The 20783-nt window shown below is 41.7% G+C and carries 23 protein-coding genes; 12 read left to right on the top strand and 11 right to left on the bottom strand.

Annotated elements, in window-relative coordinates; translation table 11 throughout:
* Positions 1 to 3 precede the first annotated feature (3 nt).
* From apbC to pcnB, 4 genes are all read right to left on the bottom strand, one after another.
* Positions 4 to 1026 (bottom strand): iron-sulfur cluster carrier protein ApbC, encoded by a 1023-nt coding sequence (apbC, locus tag CCS90_RS10115; RefSeq protein WP_099019410.1) that lies wholly within the window; start codon positions 1024 to 1026, stop codon positions 4 to 6.
* A gap of 1 nt (position 1027) precedes the next feature.
* The gene (gene pgi / locus CCS90_RS10110; RefSeq protein WP_099019409.1) at positions 1028 to 2563 is read right to left on the bottom strand and encodes a glucose-6-phosphate isomerase; all 1536 of its coding nucleotides are present in this window, start codon (positions 2561 to 2563) and stop codon (positions 1028 to 1030) included.
* A gap of 351 nt (positions 2564 to 2914) precedes the next feature.
* Positions 2915 to 3451 (bottom strand): 2-amino-4-hydroxy-6-hydroxymethyldihydropteridine diphosphokinase, encoded by a 537-nt coding sequence (folK, locus tag CCS90_RS10105; protein WP_162846801.1) that lies wholly within the window; start codon positions 3449 to 3451, stop codon positions 2915 to 2917.
* 16 nt (positions 3452 to 3467) lie between these two features.
* Positions 3468 to 4739, bottom strand: a complete 1272-nt coding sequence (gene pcnB, locus CCS90_RS10100; protein WP_162846800.1) for a polynucleotide adenylyltransferase PcnB — start codon at positions 4737 to 4739, stop codon at positions 3468 to 3470.
* Between the two features lie 52 nt (positions 4740 to 4791).
* Between pcnB and fdxA the strand changes: the two genes are divergently transcribed.
* Positions 4792 to 5121 (top strand): ferredoxin FdxA, encoded by a 330-nt coding sequence (fdxA, locus tag CCS90_RS10095; protein ID WP_099019406.1) that lies wholly within the window; start codon positions 4792 to 4794, stop codon positions 5119 to 5121.
* Positions 5122 to 5189: 68 nt separating this feature from the next.
* On the opposite strand, the gene CCS90_RS10090 is transcribed toward fdxA, so the two are convergent.
* Both CCS90_RS10090 and dapA read right to left on the bottom strand, forming a co-directional pair.
* A complete protein-coding gene (locus CCS90_RS10090) occupies positions 5190 to 5828 on the bottom strand; it encodes a hypothetical protein (RefSeq protein WP_099019405.1) in 639 nt (212 codons plus the stop codon).
* Positions 5825 to 6730: a 4-hydroxy-tetrahydrodipicolinate synthase gene (dapA, locus tag CCS90_RS10085; RefSeq protein WP_099019404.1), complete on the bottom strand. Its 906-nt coding sequence runs from the start codon at positions 6728 to 6730 to the stop codon at positions 5825 to 5827. The genes CCS90_RS10090 and dapA overlap by 4 nt, the downstream gene beginning before the upstream one ends.
* A 69-nt stretch (positions 6731 to 6799) precedes the next feature.
* Between dapA and CCS90_RS10080 the strand changes: the two genes are divergently transcribed.
* The 4 genes from CCS90_RS10080 to CCS90_RS10065 all read left to right on the top strand — a co-directional run bounded on the left by CCS90_RS10080 (position 6800) and on the right by CCS90_RS10065 (position 10792).
* Positions 6800 to 7264 (top strand): peroxiredoxin, encoded by a 465-nt coding sequence (locus CCS90_RS10080; protein WP_099019403.1) that lies wholly within the window; start codon positions 6800 to 6802, stop codon positions 7262 to 7264.
* Between the two features lie 52 nt (positions 7265 to 7316).
* Positions 7317 to 8321 (top strand): isocitrate dehydrogenase, encoded by a 1005-nt coding sequence (locus tag CCS90_RS10075; protein ID WP_099019475.1) that lies wholly within the window; start codon positions 7317 to 7319, stop codon positions 8319 to 8321.
* Positions 8322 to 8463: 142 nt separating this feature from the next.
* Complete coding sequence (locus CCS90_RS10070) at positions 8464 to 9687, top strand: hypothetical protein (protein WP_099019402.1); 1224 nt, start codon at positions 8464 to 8466, stop codon at positions 9685 to 9687.
* A gap of 37 nt (positions 9688 to 9724) precedes the next feature.
* On the top strand, positions 9725 to 10792 hold the full coding sequence (locus CCS90_RS10065; protein ID WP_099019401.1) for an AI-2E family transporter: 1068 nt from the start codon (positions 9725 to 9727) through the stop codon (positions 10790 to 10792).
* Here CCS90_RS10065 and grxC read toward each other — a convergent pair whose 3' ends face one another.
* Genes grxC through CCS90_RS10040 form a run of 5 tightly spaced genes read right to left on the bottom strand, consistent with a single transcriptional unit; the run spans position 10793 to position 12243 of the window.
* Positions 10793 to 11044, bottom strand: coding sequence for a glutaredoxin 3 (gene grxC, locus CCS90_RS10060; RefSeq protein WP_099019400.1), 252 nt, complete (start codon positions 11042 to 11044; stop codon positions 10793 to 10795). It lies immediately after the preceding gene.
* Between the two features lie 2 nt (positions 11045 to 11046).
* Positions 11047 to 11358 (bottom strand): TusE/DsrC/DsvC family sulfur relay protein, encoded by a 312-nt coding sequence (locus CCS90_RS10055; RefSeq protein ID WP_099019399.1) that lies wholly within the window; start codon positions 11356 to 11358, stop codon positions 11047 to 11049.
* A complete protein-coding gene (locus CCS90_RS10050; protein WP_099019398.1) occupies positions 11355 to 11621 on the bottom strand; it encodes a hypothetical protein in 267 nt (88 codons plus the stop codon). Before CCS90_RS10050 ends, CCS90_RS10055 begins: the two co-directional genes overlap by 4 nt.
* Positions 11618 to 11914, bottom strand: a complete 297-nt coding sequence (locus CCS90_RS10045) for a hypothetical protein (RefSeq protein WP_133566470.1) — start codon at positions 11912 to 11914, stop codon at positions 11618 to 11620. Before CCS90_RS10045 ends, CCS90_RS10050 begins: the two co-directional genes overlap by 4 nt.
* Entirely contained in the window at positions 11914 to 12243 is a 330-nt protein-coding gene (locus CCS90_RS10040) for a DsrE family protein (RefSeq protein WP_099019396.1), read from the bottom strand. The genes CCS90_RS10045 and CCS90_RS10040 overlap by 1 nt, the downstream gene beginning before the upstream one ends.
* 160 nt (positions 12244 to 12403) lie before the next feature.
* On the opposite strand from CCS90_RS10040, the gene CCS90_RS10035 reads away from it, so the two are divergent.
* From CCS90_RS10035 to CCS90_RS10005, 7 genes are all read left to right on the top strand, one after another.
* Complete coding sequence (locus tag CCS90_RS10035; RefSeq protein ID WP_162846799.1) at positions 12404 to 13882, top strand: M48 family metalloprotease; 1479 nt, start codon at positions 12404 to 12406, stop codon at positions 13880 to 13882.
* An 88-nt stretch (positions 13883 to 13970) separates the two neighbouring features.
* Positions 13971 to 14249, top strand: a complete 279-nt coding sequence (gene rpoZ / locus CCS90_RS10030; protein WP_099019394.1) for a DNA-directed RNA polymerase subunit omega — start codon at positions 13971 to 13973, stop codon at positions 14247 to 14249.
* A 35-nt stretch (positions 14250 to 14284) separates the two neighbouring features.
* Entirely contained in the window at positions 14285 to 16465 is a 2181-nt protein-coding gene (locus CCS90_RS10025) for a RelA/SpoT family protein (RefSeq protein WP_143751555.1), read from the top strand.
* A complete protein-coding gene (locus CCS90_RS10020) occupies positions 16449 to 16829 on the top strand; it encodes a RidA family protein (protein ID WP_257205617.1) in 381 nt (126 codons plus the stop codon). The genes CCS90_RS10025 and CCS90_RS10020 overlap by 17 nt, the downstream gene beginning before the upstream one ends.
* A gap of 23 nt (positions 16830 to 16852) precedes the next feature.
* On the top strand, positions 16853 to 18904 hold the full coding sequence (recG, locus tag CCS90_RS10015) for an ATP-dependent DNA helicase RecG (protein ID WP_099019391.1): 2052 nt from the start codon (positions 16853 to 16855) through the stop codon (positions 18902 to 18904).
* Positions 18905 to 19010: 106 nt separating this feature from the next.
* Positions 19011 to 19994, top strand: coding sequence for a zinc-dependent alcohol dehydrogenase family protein (locus CCS90_RS10010; protein ID WP_099019390.1), 984 nt, complete (start codon positions 19011 to 19013; stop codon positions 19992 to 19994).
* A gap of 114 nt (positions 19995 to 20108) precedes the next feature.
* On the top strand, positions 20109 to 20783 hold the full coding sequence (locus CCS90_RS10005) for a glutathione S-transferase (RefSeq protein ID WP_099019389.1): 675 nt from the start codon (positions 20109 to 20111) through the stop codon (positions 20781 to 20783).

Genomic DNA, 20783 nt, shown 5'->3' with positions numbered 1-20783 from the left:
TGGTTAAATTTTATGTAATTTCAGGCTGTCTGTTAAGTTGAACTTAATCGGCAACTTGGCTAAATTTTGTCCAGTTCTGAGGGCTATTTTTAAGGCTTTTTCATTCAAAGCATGGCTGTCTTGCCAAATACTGGCAGGCTGACCTTTGTCCATATTGCTGCGAATGTCTATATTCAATGGCATTTGACCGAGTAAGGCCACTCCAAACTCTGTGGCCATGCGTTGTCCACCATCTTGGCCGAAAATATGTGCTTCGTGTCCGCAGTTTTCACAAATAAATGTGCTCATGTTTTCAATCACACCCAGAACAGGTATGTCTACTTTTTGAAACATGGCCAGTGCTTTTTGTGCATCCAATAAAGCAATGTCTTGTGGGGTGGTGACCAGCACGGCAGCGGTCACTGGAATTTTTTGAATCATGGTTAATTGGATGTCGCCAGTACCGGGTGGTAGATCCATAATTAGATAATCTAATTGTGACCAACGTGTGTCTTCTACCATCTGCATCAAGGCTTTGGTTACCATGGCGCCACGCCAAATGGCAGGGTCTTTTTCACCCAGTATGTAACCCAGAGACATGGTTTGTAGACCGTTGGCATCAATAGGTAAAAATGATTTTTGATCAGGGGATTCAGGTTTTTGACTGACACCCAACATTTTAGGAATACTGGGTCCGTAGATATCGGCATCCAAAATACCGACGTTTGCGCCGAGTTGTTGCAGGCTTTTTGCCAACATCACACTCATGGTTGATTTGCCTACCCCGCCTTTACCTGAGGCCACTGCAATGATGTTTTTCACCCCTTTGATCGGCTTTATGCCTTCTTTGACTTGGTGCTGTCTGATGCGTTCAGTGATTTCAATATCACCCAAGTCAGCGAATGCTTTTAGTTGGGTTTGGTAATCTGCTTTGAAAACACCCATTGGATATCGAGATTCCAACCGACCTTTATTGGGATTGAAGTCGATTGACTTGTCGAATGTTTGCCCGGTAATTGGGTCTTTGCTTTCGCTCAATTGGGTCATATCATTGTTCCGTTACTTTCTTTATCAATGCCATGGTAGATGGGTCCAATGCCATTTCATTTAAAGTGTTATTTTCAACATGTTCTTGAATGTCTCTGGCAATGGCCTTGCCTAATTCAACACCGGGCTGATCAAAACAGTTGATGTTCCAGATCACTGCCAGCGAATATATCATGTGTTCATACATGGCTAACAGTTGTCCAATAGATTTGGCAGACATGCTTTTCAGTAAGAGGGTGGTGCTTGGTTTGTTGCCAGGACAGCCTTTCATGCTGTGATCTTCTTCTTTGCCTTGCATCAATGCCGCGCCTTGAGCAATCAAATTGAACAGCAAAAAGTCTTGGCTGTTTGAATCCTTCTCAAGGACACCAATAAAATCCAAGGGCAAGGCATCAACGCCTTGGTGAAATGCTTGAAAGAAAGCATGTTGCGACAGTTGCCCATGATCGCCAAATACCCATGGGGTAGTCGGATAGCTTATGACCTCACCTTTGATGTTATGCATTTTTCCAGCGCTTTCCATCATCAATTGTTGTAGCCATTTAGGTAAACTGCGCAGCCTGGCGTCATAGGGCAAACAACCATAGGCATCTAGACCGATAAAATTTCTGTACCAAATAGTCATCAGTGCCATCAACACTGGAATGTTTTGATTGAACGGTTGCTTGCGATAATGGACGTCCATTAAATAAGCGCCACCCAACAGTTCTTTGAACTTTTCTTTCCCAGCCGCCAATACAATCGGAAAACCGATGGTTGACCACAGTGAGAATCGACCACCGATGGATTCATCAAAAGGCAAAATCATCGAGGCTGGAATACCTGCTTCTAGTGCCCGGTTTTTATTGGCGGTAATGGCCATTAAAGAGCTTTGTGATTCATTGGGTAGGTAACCCGCTATTTGTTTGAGTTTTTTCTCGACAGCACGTGCATTCATTAAGGTCTCTACTGTAGAGAAGCTTTTAGAACTGATACAGAATAAACATTGTTCGATGTCAATTGACTTGAAGAGTTGGTTGATCAATGAATCATCCACACTGGCAGCAAAAAAGACTGGAATGTGACTCTCACTTTGTAATTCTGTCAACGCCTCAACCACCAACCGAGGTCCCAAATAAGAACCGCCAATGCCAATGTTCACTAATTGTGTCACTGGTTTACCAAATGCGGTTTTAATGGTGCCAGAGCTGACCAAGTCAGCCAAATCAAAAATGGCTTGGATGTTGCTTTGGTAATTCTTGTGGTGTGGGTCTCTTAAAGTGGTGTGTGTGGCTGGCAATTGATCTGTGGTATTGACGATCTGTTCATTGAACATGTCTTCAATCGCATCTTTGAGGTTGGCATGTTCGGCCAACTGACACAGTAGATTTTTGGCTTCTGAATCAATCCAATTTTTTGACAGGTCCAGATAAAGGTCTTCAAACTCGAAAGTCAGTGACTGATGCCTTTCAGGATTCTGCCACAATTGTTCCAGGTTTTTGATATCAGCCTGTTTTGCTTTTTGATGTAATTGGTTCCAAATAGGATTGTTTTGCATTGCACTACTTGCGGAGGTATTTCAAAAGGTTGATTGTAGCTTAAGGAGGCCCTGATTTATGTATATTTCTCTGCCAGTCTTTAAGTATTCAACTGTCACCAGACGTTTAAAAGCAGCAGGATTATCAATGGCAGTCTATTGAAGGCAAAAAAAAACCCATCCAAATTGGATGGGTTAAATACGATATTTTACTTTTGTGCCCTGCTTGTCTTGGAGTTTTGAATGATTTACTCTAAAACTGGTAACAATATTACAACAACATTTGTTTAAAAGCAACACTGTTTTCTCTTTTTGTTTAATAAATACAACAAATAACTAAATAATTCCAAAAATGTTGCAAAAAAACAACAATTAACAGGGTTTTTGAGGCTTTAAACAGCTGATTTCGGGTTTGTGGGTTTTAATTAAATGGTCAGCACATTGGTGATTTTTACGGTGTTGGGTGATTTTCTGTATCAAATCAACTGGCATTTGAGGTTTTAGCTCCAACAACGGCTCAATCACAAAACAGCGTTCACTGATCCATGGGTGGGGTATTGCCAATTCAGCTCGGTTGATAACAGATGTCCCGTAAATTAATAAATCAATGTCAATCACTCTGCTGTGCCAACGTTGAGTCAATTGCCTTTGCATCAAACGATATTCAATGGTCTTTACTTTTTTCAACAAAGCCAATGGTTTGAGTGTGGTGTTGATTTTCACCGCTGCATTAATGAAGTCATTTTGCTCGGTAACCCCCCACGCTTTGGATCGATAAAAATTTGAAACTTTTATGATTTGCGTGCACGGTAGATGATGGAGGTGTTCAATGCTGGTCCTGATTTGTGCAACAGGGTTTTTTAAATTACTGCCTAAACCCAAGAAACAATCATGGCCCAATTGATTCATTGTCATGGTCTACGGTTTATAACTCATAATTCATTTTCTTGCGTTTGACTTTTTTACCAAAGATTAAACTTTTAACGGCTTCTGGGGCCATGGTTTGTATGTTGGTCCAGAATTCAGCTTTCGCAGCCAACTCTGGGTTGATACTTCCTCTGAGTAATAAAAAGTCATAGCCAGCACGAAATCTGGGATGATGCAAGGTACTGTAAACACCTTTGCCAAACATCTTTTTGAATCGCAGTTGCAACATCCACATTTGTCTGATGCCATTTTGGATGGCTTTGGGGATCATCAACACTTCACGTTGGTTGACCATTACCTGGCTGGCTGCTTCATGCAGCGCATCATGTGAGTTTTTACCTTGTTGACACAAGCGATGATAAATCGGTATAAATTCCAACCACAAAACACAGGCTGTTAAAAACACGGGGGTTACCGACAATCCATTTTTTAATCGGTTGTCGGTGTTTCTGAATGCGGTGATTAAAAAATCATTCCAATGTGAGTCGGTACTGACGATTTTTGCAGCATTGGGGAATAACATTTCGAGTACTTTTAATTCTGCCAATGCATTGAATGCAATTTCCATGTGGCCACAATGAAACAGTTTGACGGTTTCATCAAACAAACGCGCAGCTGGCACCTTGGCCAGGTGGTGTTTGTTGTTGATGATACATTGTTTCATTTCATCGGTTAACACCAGTCCCAGTTTGGCATGGAACCTGATGGCTCGCAGTATCCGAACAGGGTCTTCAATAAAACGGGTGGTTGGGTTGCCGATTAATTTAAGTTCGCCGGTTTTTAAATCTTTCACACCATTGGCGAAATCCAGAATGTTTTCTTCCATGACATCGTAATACAAGGCATTACAGCTGAAGTCACGACGTAAGGCATCTTGGTCTACTGAACCAAACACATTGTCACGTATGATTTGGCCCTTCTTTATGACTCGATCACCTGGATCACTGCCGCGGAATGTGGCCACCTCATAAATACAGTTGCCCATATAGATATGAGCCAAGCGAAATCTTCTGCCTATGATTCTGCATTTACCTTTGAATATAGATTTGATTTCTTCAGGCGTCGCTTCTGTGGCAATGTCGAAGTCTTTTGGGTGAAGTCCCAATAATAAATCGCGCACAGCGCCGCCCACAAGATAGGATTCAAATCCATTTTCGACCAGTTTAGAGATGATCTTTCTGGCCGATGGGTTGATTTCGGCAGTTGGAAGTCTGTGTTCTTTTTGGGTATATGTTATGAGGTTGTTATTAAGCAAGTTTATTGGCGTCAAATTATCGGCTTGTTGTATAATTGCCCATTATATCAAATCAAGGAGCAAATGAATGACTTTTGTGGTGACAGAGGCATGTATCAAGTGTAAATACACCGATTGTGTTGAGGTGTGTCCAGTTGATTGTTTTCATGAAGGCCCTAACTTTTTAGTGATTGATCCAGAGGAGTGTATTGATTGTACATTGTGTGAGCCAGAATGTCCTATTGAAGCGATATACCCTGAAGATGATTTGCCCGAAGGCCAAGAAAAATTCATTGAAATCAACAAGGAATTGTCAGAGTCTTGGCCGGTGATAACCGAAATGATTGAAGCGCCAGATGATGCAGATGATTGGGCGCAGGTTAAAGACAAGGTTGATTTGTTGGATCGGGGTGATTAGATTTATTTGAATGATTTTGAATATAAAAAGGCGCCCAAGGCGCCTTTTTATTGACCAAAGAATTGGTTTTATTCTGTTGCAGCGGTTTCTGTAGCTGTTGCAGCTTCATAGATATGAATGAATAAATCATCCACAACATATGATGAGGGCGCTTCAAAATCGATGGTTTGTAACCAAATTTGTTGTTTTTGTGGAAGTTTTAAACATGTCAGTACGTATTCGCCTGAACGGTCAACGTAGTTGCTGTTGATGGTGAAAAGCTTTTTAAAGAAATTTCGGTTTGAAACTTCTTCAGTGATGGGGTCATAAAAACGGAAAGTGGCTTGACAATTTTCTTGGTCTTCACTCAACAATTGCCAATTATAACCATGGTCATCAATCATCAAATCCCAGGCGTCTTTGTCATTGAATATTTCTATCGTCGGCATGCCTTGCGATTCAATAATAACCACGTTTTCATCTTCACTTCTTCGACGGGCAAAAGCCATTTCAGGTGGACGCGAATCAGGTGCAACTTTGGAACCTCTGGCATCGACTTCAGGGATGTTTAAGTTGTTACTGGTTCTGGGCATGTCCTTGCCATCGACAACTTTGAGACTTGGCGTGCTTTCAGCTTCTAAATAGGCTTCCTCTTTAACCAAACGGTTACAGTTGGCAAGCAGCAACACTGAACTGACTGTTAACAAGGTTTTCAACATTGAATTCATATTGAACTAAACTCCTGAATAATGGATGGGGTAAATGGTTTGACTTGATTTTTTTTGATCTCAGTCATGACCAAAGGTTTACGGATGCCAGATGATATCATATTTGTATGATGCATCAAGCTTTTAACCGGGCAAGGGTTGGGTTCGTGGAATAAATAATCATACAAGGGGCTTAATTCAGTATTCAACGAGTTGGCTTGTTCAATGTCGCCCAATTGCATGTGGTTGCATAAGTCTTTGATGGCTTGAGGCCTGACATTGGCTGCAACACTGATGACACCATGTGCACCACGTTTCATCGCTTCAATAAATGTGCCGTCATCGCCAGATAATACAGCGAAGTTTTTGATTTTGACCAGTTGATCGATTCGGCCCATGTCAGATTTGGCTTCTTTGATCCCAATGATGTTTTGAATTTTAGCCAGCTGAGCCGTGGTGCTGGAGGTTAAGTCATTAACAGTTCTTGTAGGCACATTGTAAAGAATGATGGGTAATTCAGTCTGTTCAGCAATGGCCGTAAAATGTTCAATCAAAGCCTGTTGTGTCAAGGTCAGGTAATAGGGAGTAACAATCAAAACGGCATCAGCACCATTTTTTTTGGCCAGTTTATTGGCTGCGATCACATGGTTGGGGTCAATGCCTCCAGTTCCAATGATGACTTTGGTGGTTGGGCTCTGCTGGCATAACTTCACAGCTGATTGACTCAAACTTTCAATTTCATCTTTGCTTAACAGCGATGATTCCCCTGTGGTACCAGCCACTACGATGGCATCGGTCCTGTTATCAATGTGCCATTGAATCAGTCTTTCCCATTCTGAGAAATTAATGCTGCCATCAGGATTCATTGGTGTGACAAGTGCAACCATGCATCCTGAGAGGTCTTTGGCTTGAATTTGGCCCATATTTAAACTTGTATAAAAACTTCAAAAGCGCATAATTATATGCTTTTTTAGAAAAACGTGTATTAAACAATGGTTAAAATAGATAATAAAGTTTGGCAACATAAAAACCAACTGACCGATGAAACAGAGCAATCACTGGCACAGTTGTGTCAAGACAAGTTGGTGTTGTTTTTTTATCCGCGCGCCAATACCCCTGGTTGTACCACAGAAAGCAATGAATTCAGTGCCAGGTTGGATTCGTTTTTAGCGCTGAATTGTCAAGTCGTTGGCGTTTCAGCGGACAGTTTGAAAAAACAACAAAATTTTAAAAACAAATTTGACATGAAGCTTTCATTGATTGCTGATACTGACGAAATTCTGTGTCAACAGTTTGGCGTCATCAAAGAAAAGAAAATGTATGGCAAAACTTTTATGGGAATAGAACGCAGTACATTTTTATTGAATCATGAAGGTGAAATTTTGGCCGAGTGGCGCAAAGTCAAAGTACCGGGTCATGTTGATACGGTTTTAATGCATATCAAAGACATACAATAGTCAATTGAGTTATAATTCTGCCCAAAATATGAATGAACAGGATGACACAATAATGACACAAAAAATAACAATCATTAAAGGCGATGGTATTGGACCTGAGATCATGGACGCCACCATTAAAATTTTGGACCAAATGGACTTGGATTTTGAATACGATTTTAAAGATGCTGGTTTAGAAGCTTTGGAAAAGCACGGTGATTTATTACCACAAGACACTTTGGATGCGATCAAGGCCAATAAGATCTGTCTCAAAGGGCCGTTGACCACACCGGTTGGTAAGGGATTCAGTTCAATCAATGTGGCGTTGCGCAGACATTTTAATTTGTTTGCCAATGTTCGTCCTGTGGTGACTTTTGAAGGCACCAAGTCAATGTATGAGAATATTGATATTTTAACCATCAGAGAAAATACCGAAGGTGCCTATTTAAGTGAGGGTCAAACCATCAATGCAGACCGCACCATTGCTGAGTCTAAAATTGTGGTCACTCGAGAAGCCTCAGAAAACATTGTGCGCTATGCTTTTGAGATTGCAAAAAAAGCCGGTCGTAAAAAAGTCACGGCTGTACACAAGGCCAATATCATGAAAACCACTTCTGGTTTATTTTTAGAAGTGGCACAAGAGATGGCCAAAGAATACCCTGAAATTGAATTCAATACATTGATAGTTGACAACACCTGTATGCAACTGGTGATGAATCCCAGCCAATTTGATGTGATTGTGACCACCAATTTGTTTGGTGACATCATTTCAGATTTATGCGCCGGTCTGGTGGGTGGCTTGGGAATGGCCCCTGGAGCCAACATTGGTTCAGATGTGGCCATGTTTGAAGCAGTTCATGGTTCAGCGCCAGACATTGCAGGCATGAAAATTGCCAATCCAACAGCATTGATACTCGCTGCCGCTATGATGATTGAGCATCTGGGTTATGTGGCAGAGGCCAATCGAATCAGGTTAGCCATCAGAAAAACATTGTTAGACAAAGACCGCTTGACCGGAGATTTGGGTGGATCGGCATACACGGCTGATTTCACTGATGCAGTCATTTCAAGGTTGTAAACAGGGCAGTTATTTCGGTCGTGTTGTGTTTTTGCAACAACCATTCGGTTTTTATCGGCTTTTTTTAGGGTATTTAGTGGTGAAAAATTGACTTTTTGTTGTTTTTTTGCCATTATTCACCATACGGCGAAATATTAGATAAATGTTTAAAAACCTTATAAAAACAACCTATTCAGTGATGTTGGCTATTGGCTTGATGCATAATGCATCATTTGCTGATGCCTATTCGTCTGTGGAAGAAGGCTATTCTTGGCAATATTCATCCACTGACTTGAATCTGTTGGATGGAAAAATGGATCTAGGTCATTGGCGCAATGACATTGCCAATCGTATTTTTCCTAATTTTTATTCCAACCTGCAACTGAACCAAATTGACCAGTTTGCCGACGCTTTGAGCTTTCAAGGTGCCAAAATGTATTTCAATGCCGACAGGTTTCATCAGCTGAAAAATTTAACCGATGGCAAATCATACTTCTTTACCTTCGACTACGATCAATCATTTTTGAAAACAGTGAGCTTCAGGGAAAACCATTTTCAATACGATCCCTTTTTGTTAACTGATAAAGATTCCTTCAGGCGCAGTATCTTTGCCCCAGGATTTGCATATCGTGTGAATGACAATTCAGAATTGAGTTTAGCGGTGGTCTTTGCTCAACAAAATTACTCAGACATCAATTTTTTAGCCTCAGAAATAAATGGGTTTGATCAACTGGATTTGTATTCTGTCAGTTACACCGAAACCAGTAATGGCTTGGGTTTGAATTTAGGCATATCACAAAGGGTTTTCAGTCGCTTCGTTATTGACACCAAATACCAATCTAAAATTGACATGGATGGGTTCAGTCGTTTACTGGGCGTGCAGGCTGATCCTGCTGATTTTGATATCCCAGAAAAAATTGACATGGCTGTTGGTTTTGGAATTTCTGACAATGACACGGTGACATTGCGAGCGACTCACAGCTTTTACAGTGACATCAACGCTTTTGTGAGCAGATCTTATCCTGATATTTTCTTAACATTTTTGAATGATTTTGAAAGCCCAGATTTTTTATGGGATGACCACACGGTTTTTTCATTCAGTTATGAGCATGCATTCAAAGGTGGCGCGAAATTGAATTTGGAATATGCTGGTCGTCAACAACCACCAGCTACAGACAGAGATTTAACCACCATTCTTAACGCCATCTCAGCGCCATACAGCGTGCGTGTTGGTTTGAGCACCCCCTTGTTTGGTGGCGAATTAGACTTATATGCCAGTTTTGCGCCCAAACCCTTGAATTTTGGTCGAACTGATTTTGGCAGTGTAAGCAGCGAACTCAAAGGAAAGCACACGGAAGCTGTGTTGTCTTGGTTGTTCATTTTTTGATTACAGGTTCTATTAACCAAACACCCCTGGTTTAACAATGAATGTAATTTCAAGCTGGTTTAAGCGAAACTTCTCTGACCCTCAAATAGTCATCCTCATTTCTGCATTGATCTTCGGATTTGTTTTTGTCATCTATTTTGGCAAACCCTTGGCTCCTTTTTTAACCAGTATTGTGGTGGCATATTTATTAGAGAGTGTCATTGTTCGGTTGGAAAAATTAAAAGTCCCGCGCGTGTTGGCAGTGGGGTTGGTGTTTTTAATCTTTATTGCGGTGATGTTTGTACTTATTATTTGGCTGGTGCCGAAATTGACTTCCCAAGTGACACAGTTGGCTCAGTCGCTACCTGCGTATATTGCGACAGGTTTGGATTTTCTGAAAGCGTTACCAGATAAATACCCCACCATGATTAAAGAAGCACAAGTCGATTCCTTGATAGTCAGTGTAACCAATGAGATGTCTAACATGGGCCAAACCATTTTAGGTAAAACAGTTTCTTCGGTGTTTTCAGCTTTTTCAATTGCTGTTTTTTTGGTGGTGATGCCTATTTTGGTTTTCTTTTTGTTGAAAGACAAAGCAGTCATAGTGACTTGGTTGCGCCAATTTATCCCCAAAGACTCTAAATTGACATTGTCTGTTTGGCACCAAGTCGATGCTCAAATTGGCAACTATGTTCGAGGCAAGGCATTTGAAATTTTATTGGTTGGCTTAAGCAGTTATATTGTGTTTGTATTTTTGGACCTGCAGTATGCTGTGTTATTGGCTACTTTGACTGGGTTTTCAGTGTTGGTTCCATTTATTGGGGCTGTTGCTGTGACTGTACCCATAGCATTGGTGGGTTTTGTCCAATTTGGTTGGACGTGGTCATTTGCATATGTGATGATTTCTTATGGTGTGATTCAAATGCTTGATGGCAATGTACTGGTGCCATGGTTATTTTCTGAAGTGACTAACTTGCATCCAGTTGCCATCATAGTGGCGGTTTTGTTCTTTGGTGGTGTTTGGGGTTTCTGGGGCGTTTTCTTTGCCATTCCATTGGCCACACTGGTCAATGCCATCATTGAATCTTGGCCGAAAAAAATCATCCCAGCCACAAATGAAAATTAATTACTTCAGTAACTGATCCAATTTGCCAGATCGATTCAAGGCATTTAAATCATCAAATCCACCAATGTGTTTTTCGCCTATGAATATTTGTGGCACACTGGTTCGGCCAGACCTTTGCATCATGATCGCTCGTTCTTGACGGTCTAAATCAACCCTGATCTCTTCATACTTAAGACCTTTGCTGTTTAACAGTTGTTTGGCTGCGTTGCAGTATGGGCACAATTGGGTGCTGTAGATGATGATTTTGTTCATAATTACATACAATGTTTGGGTTTAGGTAAGCCGGCGTGTTTACTGGCATATCTGACTGGACCATCTGGATACAAACGGTATAAAAAACGAGAATTAATTTCAAATTCAATGCTTTGATTCAAAGCTTTAATCAGCAGACGCATGGGTGGGGTTTCGCCAGTGATGCTGTAAATTTCTCTGACAGCATGAATGATCAACCAATGATCATCGGTCAATGTCATACCATCTGTGCGTGCCAGTGCAACAGCTGTTTGTTCTGACCATTGTTCTTGATTAATTAAGTGGCCATGTTGGTCTAATTCTAATTCTTTCATTTCCAAGCAAAACAATTTTGATTGCTGATAATTAACTTAAGCCAATCATCATGATTTATACAGTTATCGTTGATGTGGGGCTCATTGGGATTGTTTACAAGGTACCAATTGATACCAATGCGGGTAAATATACCTTGAATGGCATTCAATTCGGCTTCTGTCACGTGCCCATAAATAACCAAGCTGTCCTCTTGGTTCATCAGCTTGATTCGGTGTTTCAAGCCAACTGTATTTTCCCAGTGGTATAAATGCAAAGTGCTCATGATATAAAATCCATGTCGTTTTTTAATGCATTGAAAGCCGCTTGATTAAGCAAATCATGCTTGTGTTCTGATGAATTAAAAGAGGTTGTGAAGCTGTGACATTTAGCACCATACATGGTCAGGGCATTGAGGTGTTTTGTATGACTTTCATGATTGAGCCACATCTCATGAGCGCCATCCATGAAAACCAGATTAACCTCAAAATCAAAGTTGAGCATGGCAATCATTAATAGATACTGACGTTCAATTTGCTGGTCGCTTAGCTGTTCATTGATTACAAAGAGGCACTTCATCAAACCAGCTCCACAGTTCTGTCACTTTGTTCCATAGCCAATGTTAAATGACCCATGCCCACAATTTTAAACTCAGGTTCAAGCTGGGGTTTGATTTCATGGTATTCAATCATGGTCCTACATATCAACAGATCAAATGTTTGTTGTTGAATCAGTTTTTTCCAGCTAATTTGAAAATCTGGTTTAGCGGCGATCTGTGAAGATTCACCATAGAAGAACACAGCATTGATTTGATGCCCGTGGTTAATCATCGACTGGACCAGTATCAATGCATGGTCATTGCTGTCTTGCCAAGAATGTATTGGGTTGATAAGTAGGTTAAATTTCATGGTTGTTGTCTGTTTTCTAGAGGCGGATTTACCCTATAAAAAACTTGTTAAGTCATTTGAATTTATCATTACTGATGGAAAATAATCCAATTGGTAATAAATAACAATATTCTGTTTGAATTTTACATGTATTTACTTGTCAGATGTCTACAATATGACTATGAAAAAAATATCACTCGCAATTATCATCCTGTTTTACGTGGGAAACTTGGCATGGGCAGAATTTAAGTTGCCAGATCTAGGCAATCCTGCAGATAAGGTGTTGTCTGCTGATGATGAACAACGGTACAGACAAAGTATCAAAGAACAAATGTATCAGTATAACTTTGTCATGACCGATCCGGTGGTGGCTTCTTATATTTATCATTTAGGGTATCAGCTGGCTGCTTATTCCGGAAAGCCTGAACAGCCTTTTGATTTTTTCATGGTACCAGCCAATGTCATCAATGCATCAGCATACCCCGGTGGATTGGTGGTTATTTATTCTGGGTTGATGCTGGAAACTGCAACAGAAAGCGAATTGGCCGGTGTATTGGCTCATGAAATTGCGCATGTTAATCAGCGACACATTTCACGGATGATGGCCAAACAACAAAAGTCCACCATACCAATTTTGCTGGGCATGTTGGCTGCAGTGGCCGCCGCACAAACTTCCAACAGCGGTGATGCGCCCATCGCCATTGCGGCCAGTATGTCAGCAATTCAACAACAATTGGCCATCAACTTCACTCGATACCATGAATACGAAGCGGATAGGGTGGGTATCAATACCTTGTATCAAGCGGGCCTTAACCCTGAAGGGATGTCTGACTTTTTTGCCAAACTGATGCAAAAAAACAGGATTGACCCCAGGTATCAACTTCCCGAATATTTAAGAACCCATCCATTGTCAGTAAACCGCGTCACGGAAGCCAAGAATAGATTGAAAGCTTTTCCCAAAAAGGATTATGTGGAATCAGTTATATACAACTACGTTAAAGAGCGAATCAGGGTGATGACCATTGATGAGTTTACTGATTTAGAGGCCTATTATTTGGGCGCATTAAGCACTGATGATACCCACAAGCAAGCCAATTTGTATGGTTATGCATTACATCAGTTCAGACAAAATCAGTTCAATGCAGCATTGAAAACCATTGCAAAAATCAATCCAGAACCCAGTGTTAAACATTTGGTTGATTTATTGGAGGTGCAAATTCTGGCCAAGGTAGATGCCGAGGCGGCAAAATCGAAGATTGATCAATTGCTAAAATGGAATGATGGTAATGAAACGGTATTAGAAACTACAGCTAACATCTTGTTGCAATCAAAATCATTTGAGTGGATAGATCAAGCGATTAAGAATTTACGCAAGTTGACCATGTTGCAACCCAACAACCCTCATTATTATGACCTGTTATCGATAGCCTATTACAATGCGCTGAAGCCCATACAAGCTGGAGAGTCGATGGCTCGCAAAGAGCATTTAATGGGCAGGAATTATCGGGCCGTAAGGATTTTGCGGAATTTAAAAAAGGATGATGGCTTGGATTATTATCAATCATCGGTCATTAATGCTTTGATTGCTAAATATGAGCCTTTAATCACTGATAAAGAAAGGCAGCAAGAAATCGCAGCAGATAAAGGGATTGGAAGGTGATTATTGTTGAATTCTTGGTGTATTTGTTTTGAATTCTAATGGCTTTTTGATTACAATGCGCGATTAGCTTGAAATTGATGGAAATATTATGGCACGAGTCACAGTAGAAGATTGTTTAGAAAAAGTACCGAACAGATTTGATTTGGTATTGATGGCGGCCAAACGCGCACGATTGATTGCCAATGGACAAGAGCCAATGGTTGATGAAGAAAATGACAAACCCACTGTATTGGCATTGAGAGAAATTGCTGAAGATAAAATCAATGATGAAGTGTTGGCTGAATTGGAATTAGAAGCGAAACGAGCCAGAGAGTTGGATGCATGGAATGCAGCAGCTGAAACTCAAGACAATGAAGACGCAGAATAGCGTTTTATCAACAAATCAATCGATAGGTGCTGGATGTGAGTGAGTTATCATTCACCTCCAACACAATGAGCCACAAAGCCGTTCAATCTGCTTTTAAAACGCTCAAAGAAACAACCAACCCTTACCTTAATCCCGAAGAAAAGTTAAAGCTCAGAAAAGCGGTTCACTTTGGTGCGGCAGCGCATGAAAAACAGATACGCAAATCTGGCGAACCTTACATCACCCACCCAATAACAGTGGCCACAGTTCTGGCCGAATTGCGCGTGGATGTGGATACTTTGATCGCTGGCGTATTGCATGACACCATAGAAGACACCGATATTACACACGCTGATATCACCAAACATTTCAATGTTGATGTGGCAAATTTAGTTGAGGCTGTTACCAAACTGGATAAGTTGAAATTCAGAAACTTGAAGGAAGCACAGGCTGAAACCTTCGTAAAAATGTTGTTTGCCATGGCTGATGACATCCGAGTCATTATCATTAAATTGTCCGATAGATTGCATAACATGCGAACCATTGCGGCCATGAGCACATCAGGACAACGCAGGATTTCTCGAGAAACTTTGGATGTTTATGCACCAATAGCTGAGCGTATGGGTTTGAAAGCCATTCAGCATGAGTTGGAAGACCATGCTTTTAAAGCCCTGCATCCCAATCAATACAAATCCATTCATGAAACCTCGACTCAAATTGCCGGTAATCGAAAAAAAGCAGTTGAAAAGATACGTAAAAACATTGAAAAAGCCTTGCTGGAATCATCCATGCATGCCGAGGTTACTGGGCGCAAAAAGTCGCCCTATAGCACATACAAAAAGATCAAATCCAAACAGGTTGATATAGAAGACATTCATGATTTGTTTGGTGTCAGGATTGTGGTTAAGGAATTGCATCAATGTTACTTGGCATTGGGGGTTATTCATAACTTATATCCACCCAATGAAAATGGTTTTAAAGATTATATAGCGGTACCTAAACAGAATGGTTATCAGTCATTGCATTCAGTGGTAACCGGGCCGTTTGGTATGAAACTGGAAGTTCAAATCAGAACCGAAGAAATGGATCAGTTGTCTGAAGCTGGTGTGGCAGCACATTGGTTGTATAAACACAAAAATGCCCAACAAACCCAATCTTTGACCAAAGCCCGAAGTTGGCTTAACTCCCTGTTGAAAATCCAAAAAGACTCAGGCAGTTCATTGGAGTTTTATGAAAACCTAAAAGGGGATTTAGGTACCGATGAAATTTATGTTTTTACTCCCAAAGGCGACATCGTACAATTACCCAGTAAATCCTGTGTTTTAGATTTTGCTTTTGCCATTCACACTTCAGTGGGTACTCATGCTGAAAGTGGTTTGATTAATGGCAATCCCGCAACATTGTCTCAGGTATTGGATACGGGTGACACTGTATCTATCAAAACAGCCAGTGGATTGACAGTGAACGCTGAATGGTTGCGCATTGTAGTAACCAGTAAAGCCAGAACAGCTATTCGAAAAGAACTTAAAGACATCAAGGATGAAGATGCTTTGGTGTTGGGTCATCGCATGTTAGACAGGGCCTTAGATACTTTTGGCCATTCATTTGAAAAATTGGATACAAGGTCTATTAAGCGGGTACTCAAACACTACCAGTTAAACAGTATGGATGAACTGTTGAAGTCCTTTGCTTTTGGGCGGTTGTTGCCATCTATAGCGGCGAGGAAATTAATGCCGCTGATGAAACAGCGTAAACTGGATAAGGATTATCAGCCCAAAGAGTCGTTGAGCATTGATGGTACAGAGGGCTCAATTGTCAACTATCCCAATTGTTGTTTGCCATTACCAGGTGATGACATTACGGGGTACCTCAGTCCGGCCAAAGGTGTGGTGATTCATCGCAGTGCCTGTATTAATTTGTTTGAAACTTTAAAAAGTTCGCCGGAAAGAAAGGTCTATTGTAGTTGGAACATCAATACCTCAGGGGTTTTTAAAACTTCATTGGAGGTTGATGTGGTGAATCGAACCGGTGTTTTGGCTAACTTGGCGTCTGTGATAGCGGGTGAAGATGTTAATATTGTTACCATCGATCAAAAAGACAAAGACACGGGTTTTTCTCAATTGTTGTTTGTTGTCGAAGTCGAAAGCAAAAGACACGCTCAAAATTTAATGGGTCAATTGCAAAGTCGTCCAGAAGTATTGAATGTAAAAAGAGTTTATCATGAAAAAAATAATTAAAACCGATCAAGCACCTGCTGCCATTGGCACCTATTCACAAGCCATTGTTCATGGCAACACCTTATACACTTCAGGCCAAATTCCAATCGATCCTGCGACCGGTGAAATGTTGGCTCCTGAATTTGAATTGCAAGCCCATCAGGTGTTTAAAAACTTGATAGCCATTGCAAATGAGGCGGGCACTTCTTTGCAAAACGCGATCAAGCTGAATGTGTTTTTACAGGATTTAGAGCATTTCGCTCAGCTGAATCAAATCATGGGTGAATACATTCAAGAACCTTACCCTGCCAGAGCGGCAGTGCAAGTGGCCAGATTACCCAAAGATTCTTTGATTGAGATTGATGCCATCATTGCTGTGAGTTAACTGCCGCAGTATACTCATCTAGCATGGAGCTGACTGAACTCAAAGGCATAGGTAAAACCACTGCAGTTAAACTGCAAGAATTTGGTTTGACGGATGTCATGGATTTATTGTTCCATTTGCCCTTGCGTTATGAAGACAAAACCAAAATCACCGCCATCGATAAGTTGACTGGCTTCAGTTATGCCCAAGTCGAAGGGGAAATCACCAAATCCTATGTCACACAAGGAAGAAGGCCCATCTTGGTCTGCGAAATTGATGATGGCAGCCAATTCATGCAACTGAAGTTTTTTAACTTTTATTACTCGCAAAAAATTAAGATGAAAACTGGGGTGCGGATTCGGGCCTATGGTGAAATCAAACATGGCATGTATGGCATGGAGATCATCCATCCCGAATTTACCTTGGGTGAAGAACAACCTGCTTTGGCTCAGTCCTTGACACCCATTTATCCTAAGTCGGAAGGCATTTCACAAAAGCTGTTACAGAAAGCCGCAGCCCAAGCCATTACTTTGTTAGAACAAGGTGCGTTCAAATTGGATGAATTGTTACCAGCCCAATGGTTGTCTGCACAACAGATGCCGACCTTGTCAGATGCCCTGAAGTTTGTCCACAAACCACCGCCAGATGCCGATGTGATGAAATTATTGAATCACACACACCCAGCACAACAAAGGTTGAAAATTGAAGAAATTTTGGCTCATTTTTTGGCCATGCATCAGGCGCGATCTGCCATAGAACGACTGAATGCGCCGCTTATGCCCATCAATAAAATGCAAAAACAGCAGCTGCTCAGTCGACTGCCCTTTGAATTGACAGGTGCACAGCATCGGGTGGTTAACGAAATACACCATGATTTGGCTCGCAATCATCCCATGCAACGCCTGGTCCAGGGGGATGTGGGCAGTGGTAAAACGGTGGTAGCTGCTCTGTCCATCCAAGCCGCATTGGTTCATGGCAAACAAGCAGTGATGATGGCGCCAACTGAAATTTTGGCTGAACAACATTTGTTGACCTTGAAAGATTACTTTCCTGAACATGAAGTGGTTTTTTTGTCAGGTAAGATCAAAGGAAAAATCAGGACTGAAGTGTTGGCGAAGATTGCCAGCAGTGCTGATGTGATCATTGGTACCCACGCTTTGTTCCAGGCAGATGTTATCTATCGGAATTTGGCCTTGGTAATCATCGATGAACAACACAGGTTTGGGGTACATCAAAGATTGATGTTGAAGCAAAAAGGTCAGGCAAATGACCTCACCCCGCACAGTTTAATCATGACGGCCACCCCGATACCGCGGACTTTGGCGCAGATTGCGTATGCCAATCTGGACATATCGGTGATAGATGAATTGCCACCCAACCGCAAAGTCATCAACACGGTGTTATTGGATAACCATAAAATGCCACAATTGGCTGAACGCATTCGACATGCTTGTGATAAAGGGGAACAGGCCTATTGGGTTTGTACCTTAATTGAAGAGTCGGAACATCTGCGGGCCAAAGCCGCTCAAGATACATTTGAAGAACTCAAGGATTGGTTCCCTGATCTTGAAGTGGGGCTGATTCATGGTCGTTTAAAAAGTGATGATAAACAGGCAGTGATGGATCGTTTTAAAGCCAATGAAATTCAATTGTTGATTGCCACCACAGTGATAGAAGTCGGGGTGGATGTACCCAATGCCAGCTTGATGGTGATTGAAAATGCTGAGCGTTTGGGATTGTCTCAATTGCATCAATTAAGGGGACGAGTCGGGCGTGGAAATCGCCAAAGCCATTGTGTGCTGATGTATCAAGCACCCTTGAGTGAGAATGCTCAAGTCAGGTTAACCACCATGCGAGAGACCAATGATGGTTTTAAAATTGCTCGACAAGACCTCAAATTGCGAGGTCCTGGGGAAATCTTGGGTACTCGGCAGAAAGGCAGCATGGAATTTCGATTTTCAAACCCCGAACAAGATGCTGTATTGTTCAAACAAGCCAAGTCAATGGCGGCCGATTTATTGCAAAGTAATCCTGATGTCTGTGAAAAAATTATCCAGCGGTGGCAAAGGCAAGCACAAGAGTTGGCCAAGGTTTGAACGTTCACTGTTGCCATTCAGTGGTGACTGATAAATCACCAGAAAACCGTGTTCTGATCTTGATGTACAATACCTGCTTTTATACCAACCCCATTCGGAGCAAATCATGTTGAAAGCAGAATACCAATCTCGTGGCCCCATTCCTCAAGATTTAATCGAAGCGGTGCCCTTTGATAAACCACAGTTAACGGAAGGGCAGGTTTTGTTGGAGATGTTGGCAGCACCAATCAACCCTTCAGACGTACTTACTTTAACTGGGCATTACGGTATATTGCCGCCATTGCCAGCGATAGGTGGTAATGAGGGTGTCGCCAGAGTCATTGAACATGGTGAGGGCGTGAGTGAACCGGCCATTGGACAAACTGTACTGCTGCCAATGGGGATTGGAACTTGGGCCACCCATATGGTGGCAAAGGCCGAAAAATTAATTGCCTTGCCCAATGGGGTAGATCCAGTCCAGTTATCTATGATCACAGTCAATCCGCCAACAGCCTCATTGCTGTTAAGTGAGTTTGTTGATTTAAAACCAGGTGATTGGGTGATTCAAAACGCAGCCAACTCAGGGGTTGGTTCTTATTTGATCACATTGGCCAAATTACGTGGTTTAAAAACGATCAATGTGGTGCGCCGTGAATCATTGATTGAACCTTTGTTGGCTGCGGGTGCTGATGTGGTGTTAGTAGATGGTGATGAATTGGTTGAACAGGTGAAGGCTGCGACCGGTGGGGCGGTGATTAAACTGGGTATAGATGCTGTTGGCGGTGCTGCCACTGCGCGATTGGGAGCGGTGCTGAGTGAAGGTGCTACGCTGGTTAATTATGGCGCCATGAGTGGTGATGCTTGTATGATGCCACCCACTGTCATCATTTTTAAAGACATCACGGTGCGCGGTTTTTGGTTGGCCAAATGGTTCAGGACGTCTACACCTGAGAAACAGCAAGCCTTGTATGCTTCATTGATTGGATTAATTGCAGAAGGCAAATTATCAGCACCTGTACACGCCACCTATCCAGTTAAAGACATCAAACAGGCAGTGGCAGCAGCGGCTTCAGGCAAACGCAATGGCAAAGTCATTGTGGTCAAAGATTAAGAGGCTTAAAACCATTGCTTTCGGGCTTATGAGCAACTCGGCTGAAACCGACACAAGTCGAACCTGAGTTGTATTGATGCTAAAATGTAAAGTTTTCCAAACACCGCGATCAATATGCTTACAGTTCACCATTTAAACAACTCCCGCTCACAACGCATCCTATGGCTTTTAGAAGAATTGGGGGTTGAGTATGAAATTAAATTTTATGCAAGAAATGCAGAAACCATGCTGGCGCCAGATGAATTGAAGGCCGTTCATCCTCTGGGTAAATCGCCGGTGGTCACAGATGGTGATCAGGTGTTGGCAGAATCGGGTGCAATCATCGATTTTTTAGGGCATAAATACGGCAAAGGTGAGTGGGTGCCAAGACGCAACAGTAAAAAATATCAGCCATATATGTATTGGTTACATTATGCAGAAGGTTCACTGATGTCGCCGATGTTATTGAAAATTGTCTTTGATAAAGTAAAAAGCAGCAAAATGCCTTTTTTTGTGAAACCCATCGCTCACGGTATTGCCAATAAGGTCTTGTCATCATTTGTGACGCCCAATTTAAAAACTCATTTTCAATATGTGGAAGATCATTTGGCGGCCAATGAGTACTTTGCTGGCGACAGCATCACTGGGGCCGACATCCAAATGTCATTTCCATTAGAGGCCAGTGTGGCGAAAGGGGGCATCACCAAAGAATCACACCCGCATATCGTTAAGTTTGTTAAGTCTTTTCAAGCACGACCGGCTTACACCAAAGCTTTGGCCAAAGGTGGTGAATATGATTATGCCGATTGA

The organism is Marinicella litoralis, from assembly GCF_002591915.1.
Lineage (GTDB): Bacteria > Pseudomonadota > Gammaproteobacteria > Xanthomonadales > Marinicellaceae > Marinicella > Marinicella litoralis.
This window is presented reverse-complemented; position numbering and strand designations above follow the sequence as displayed.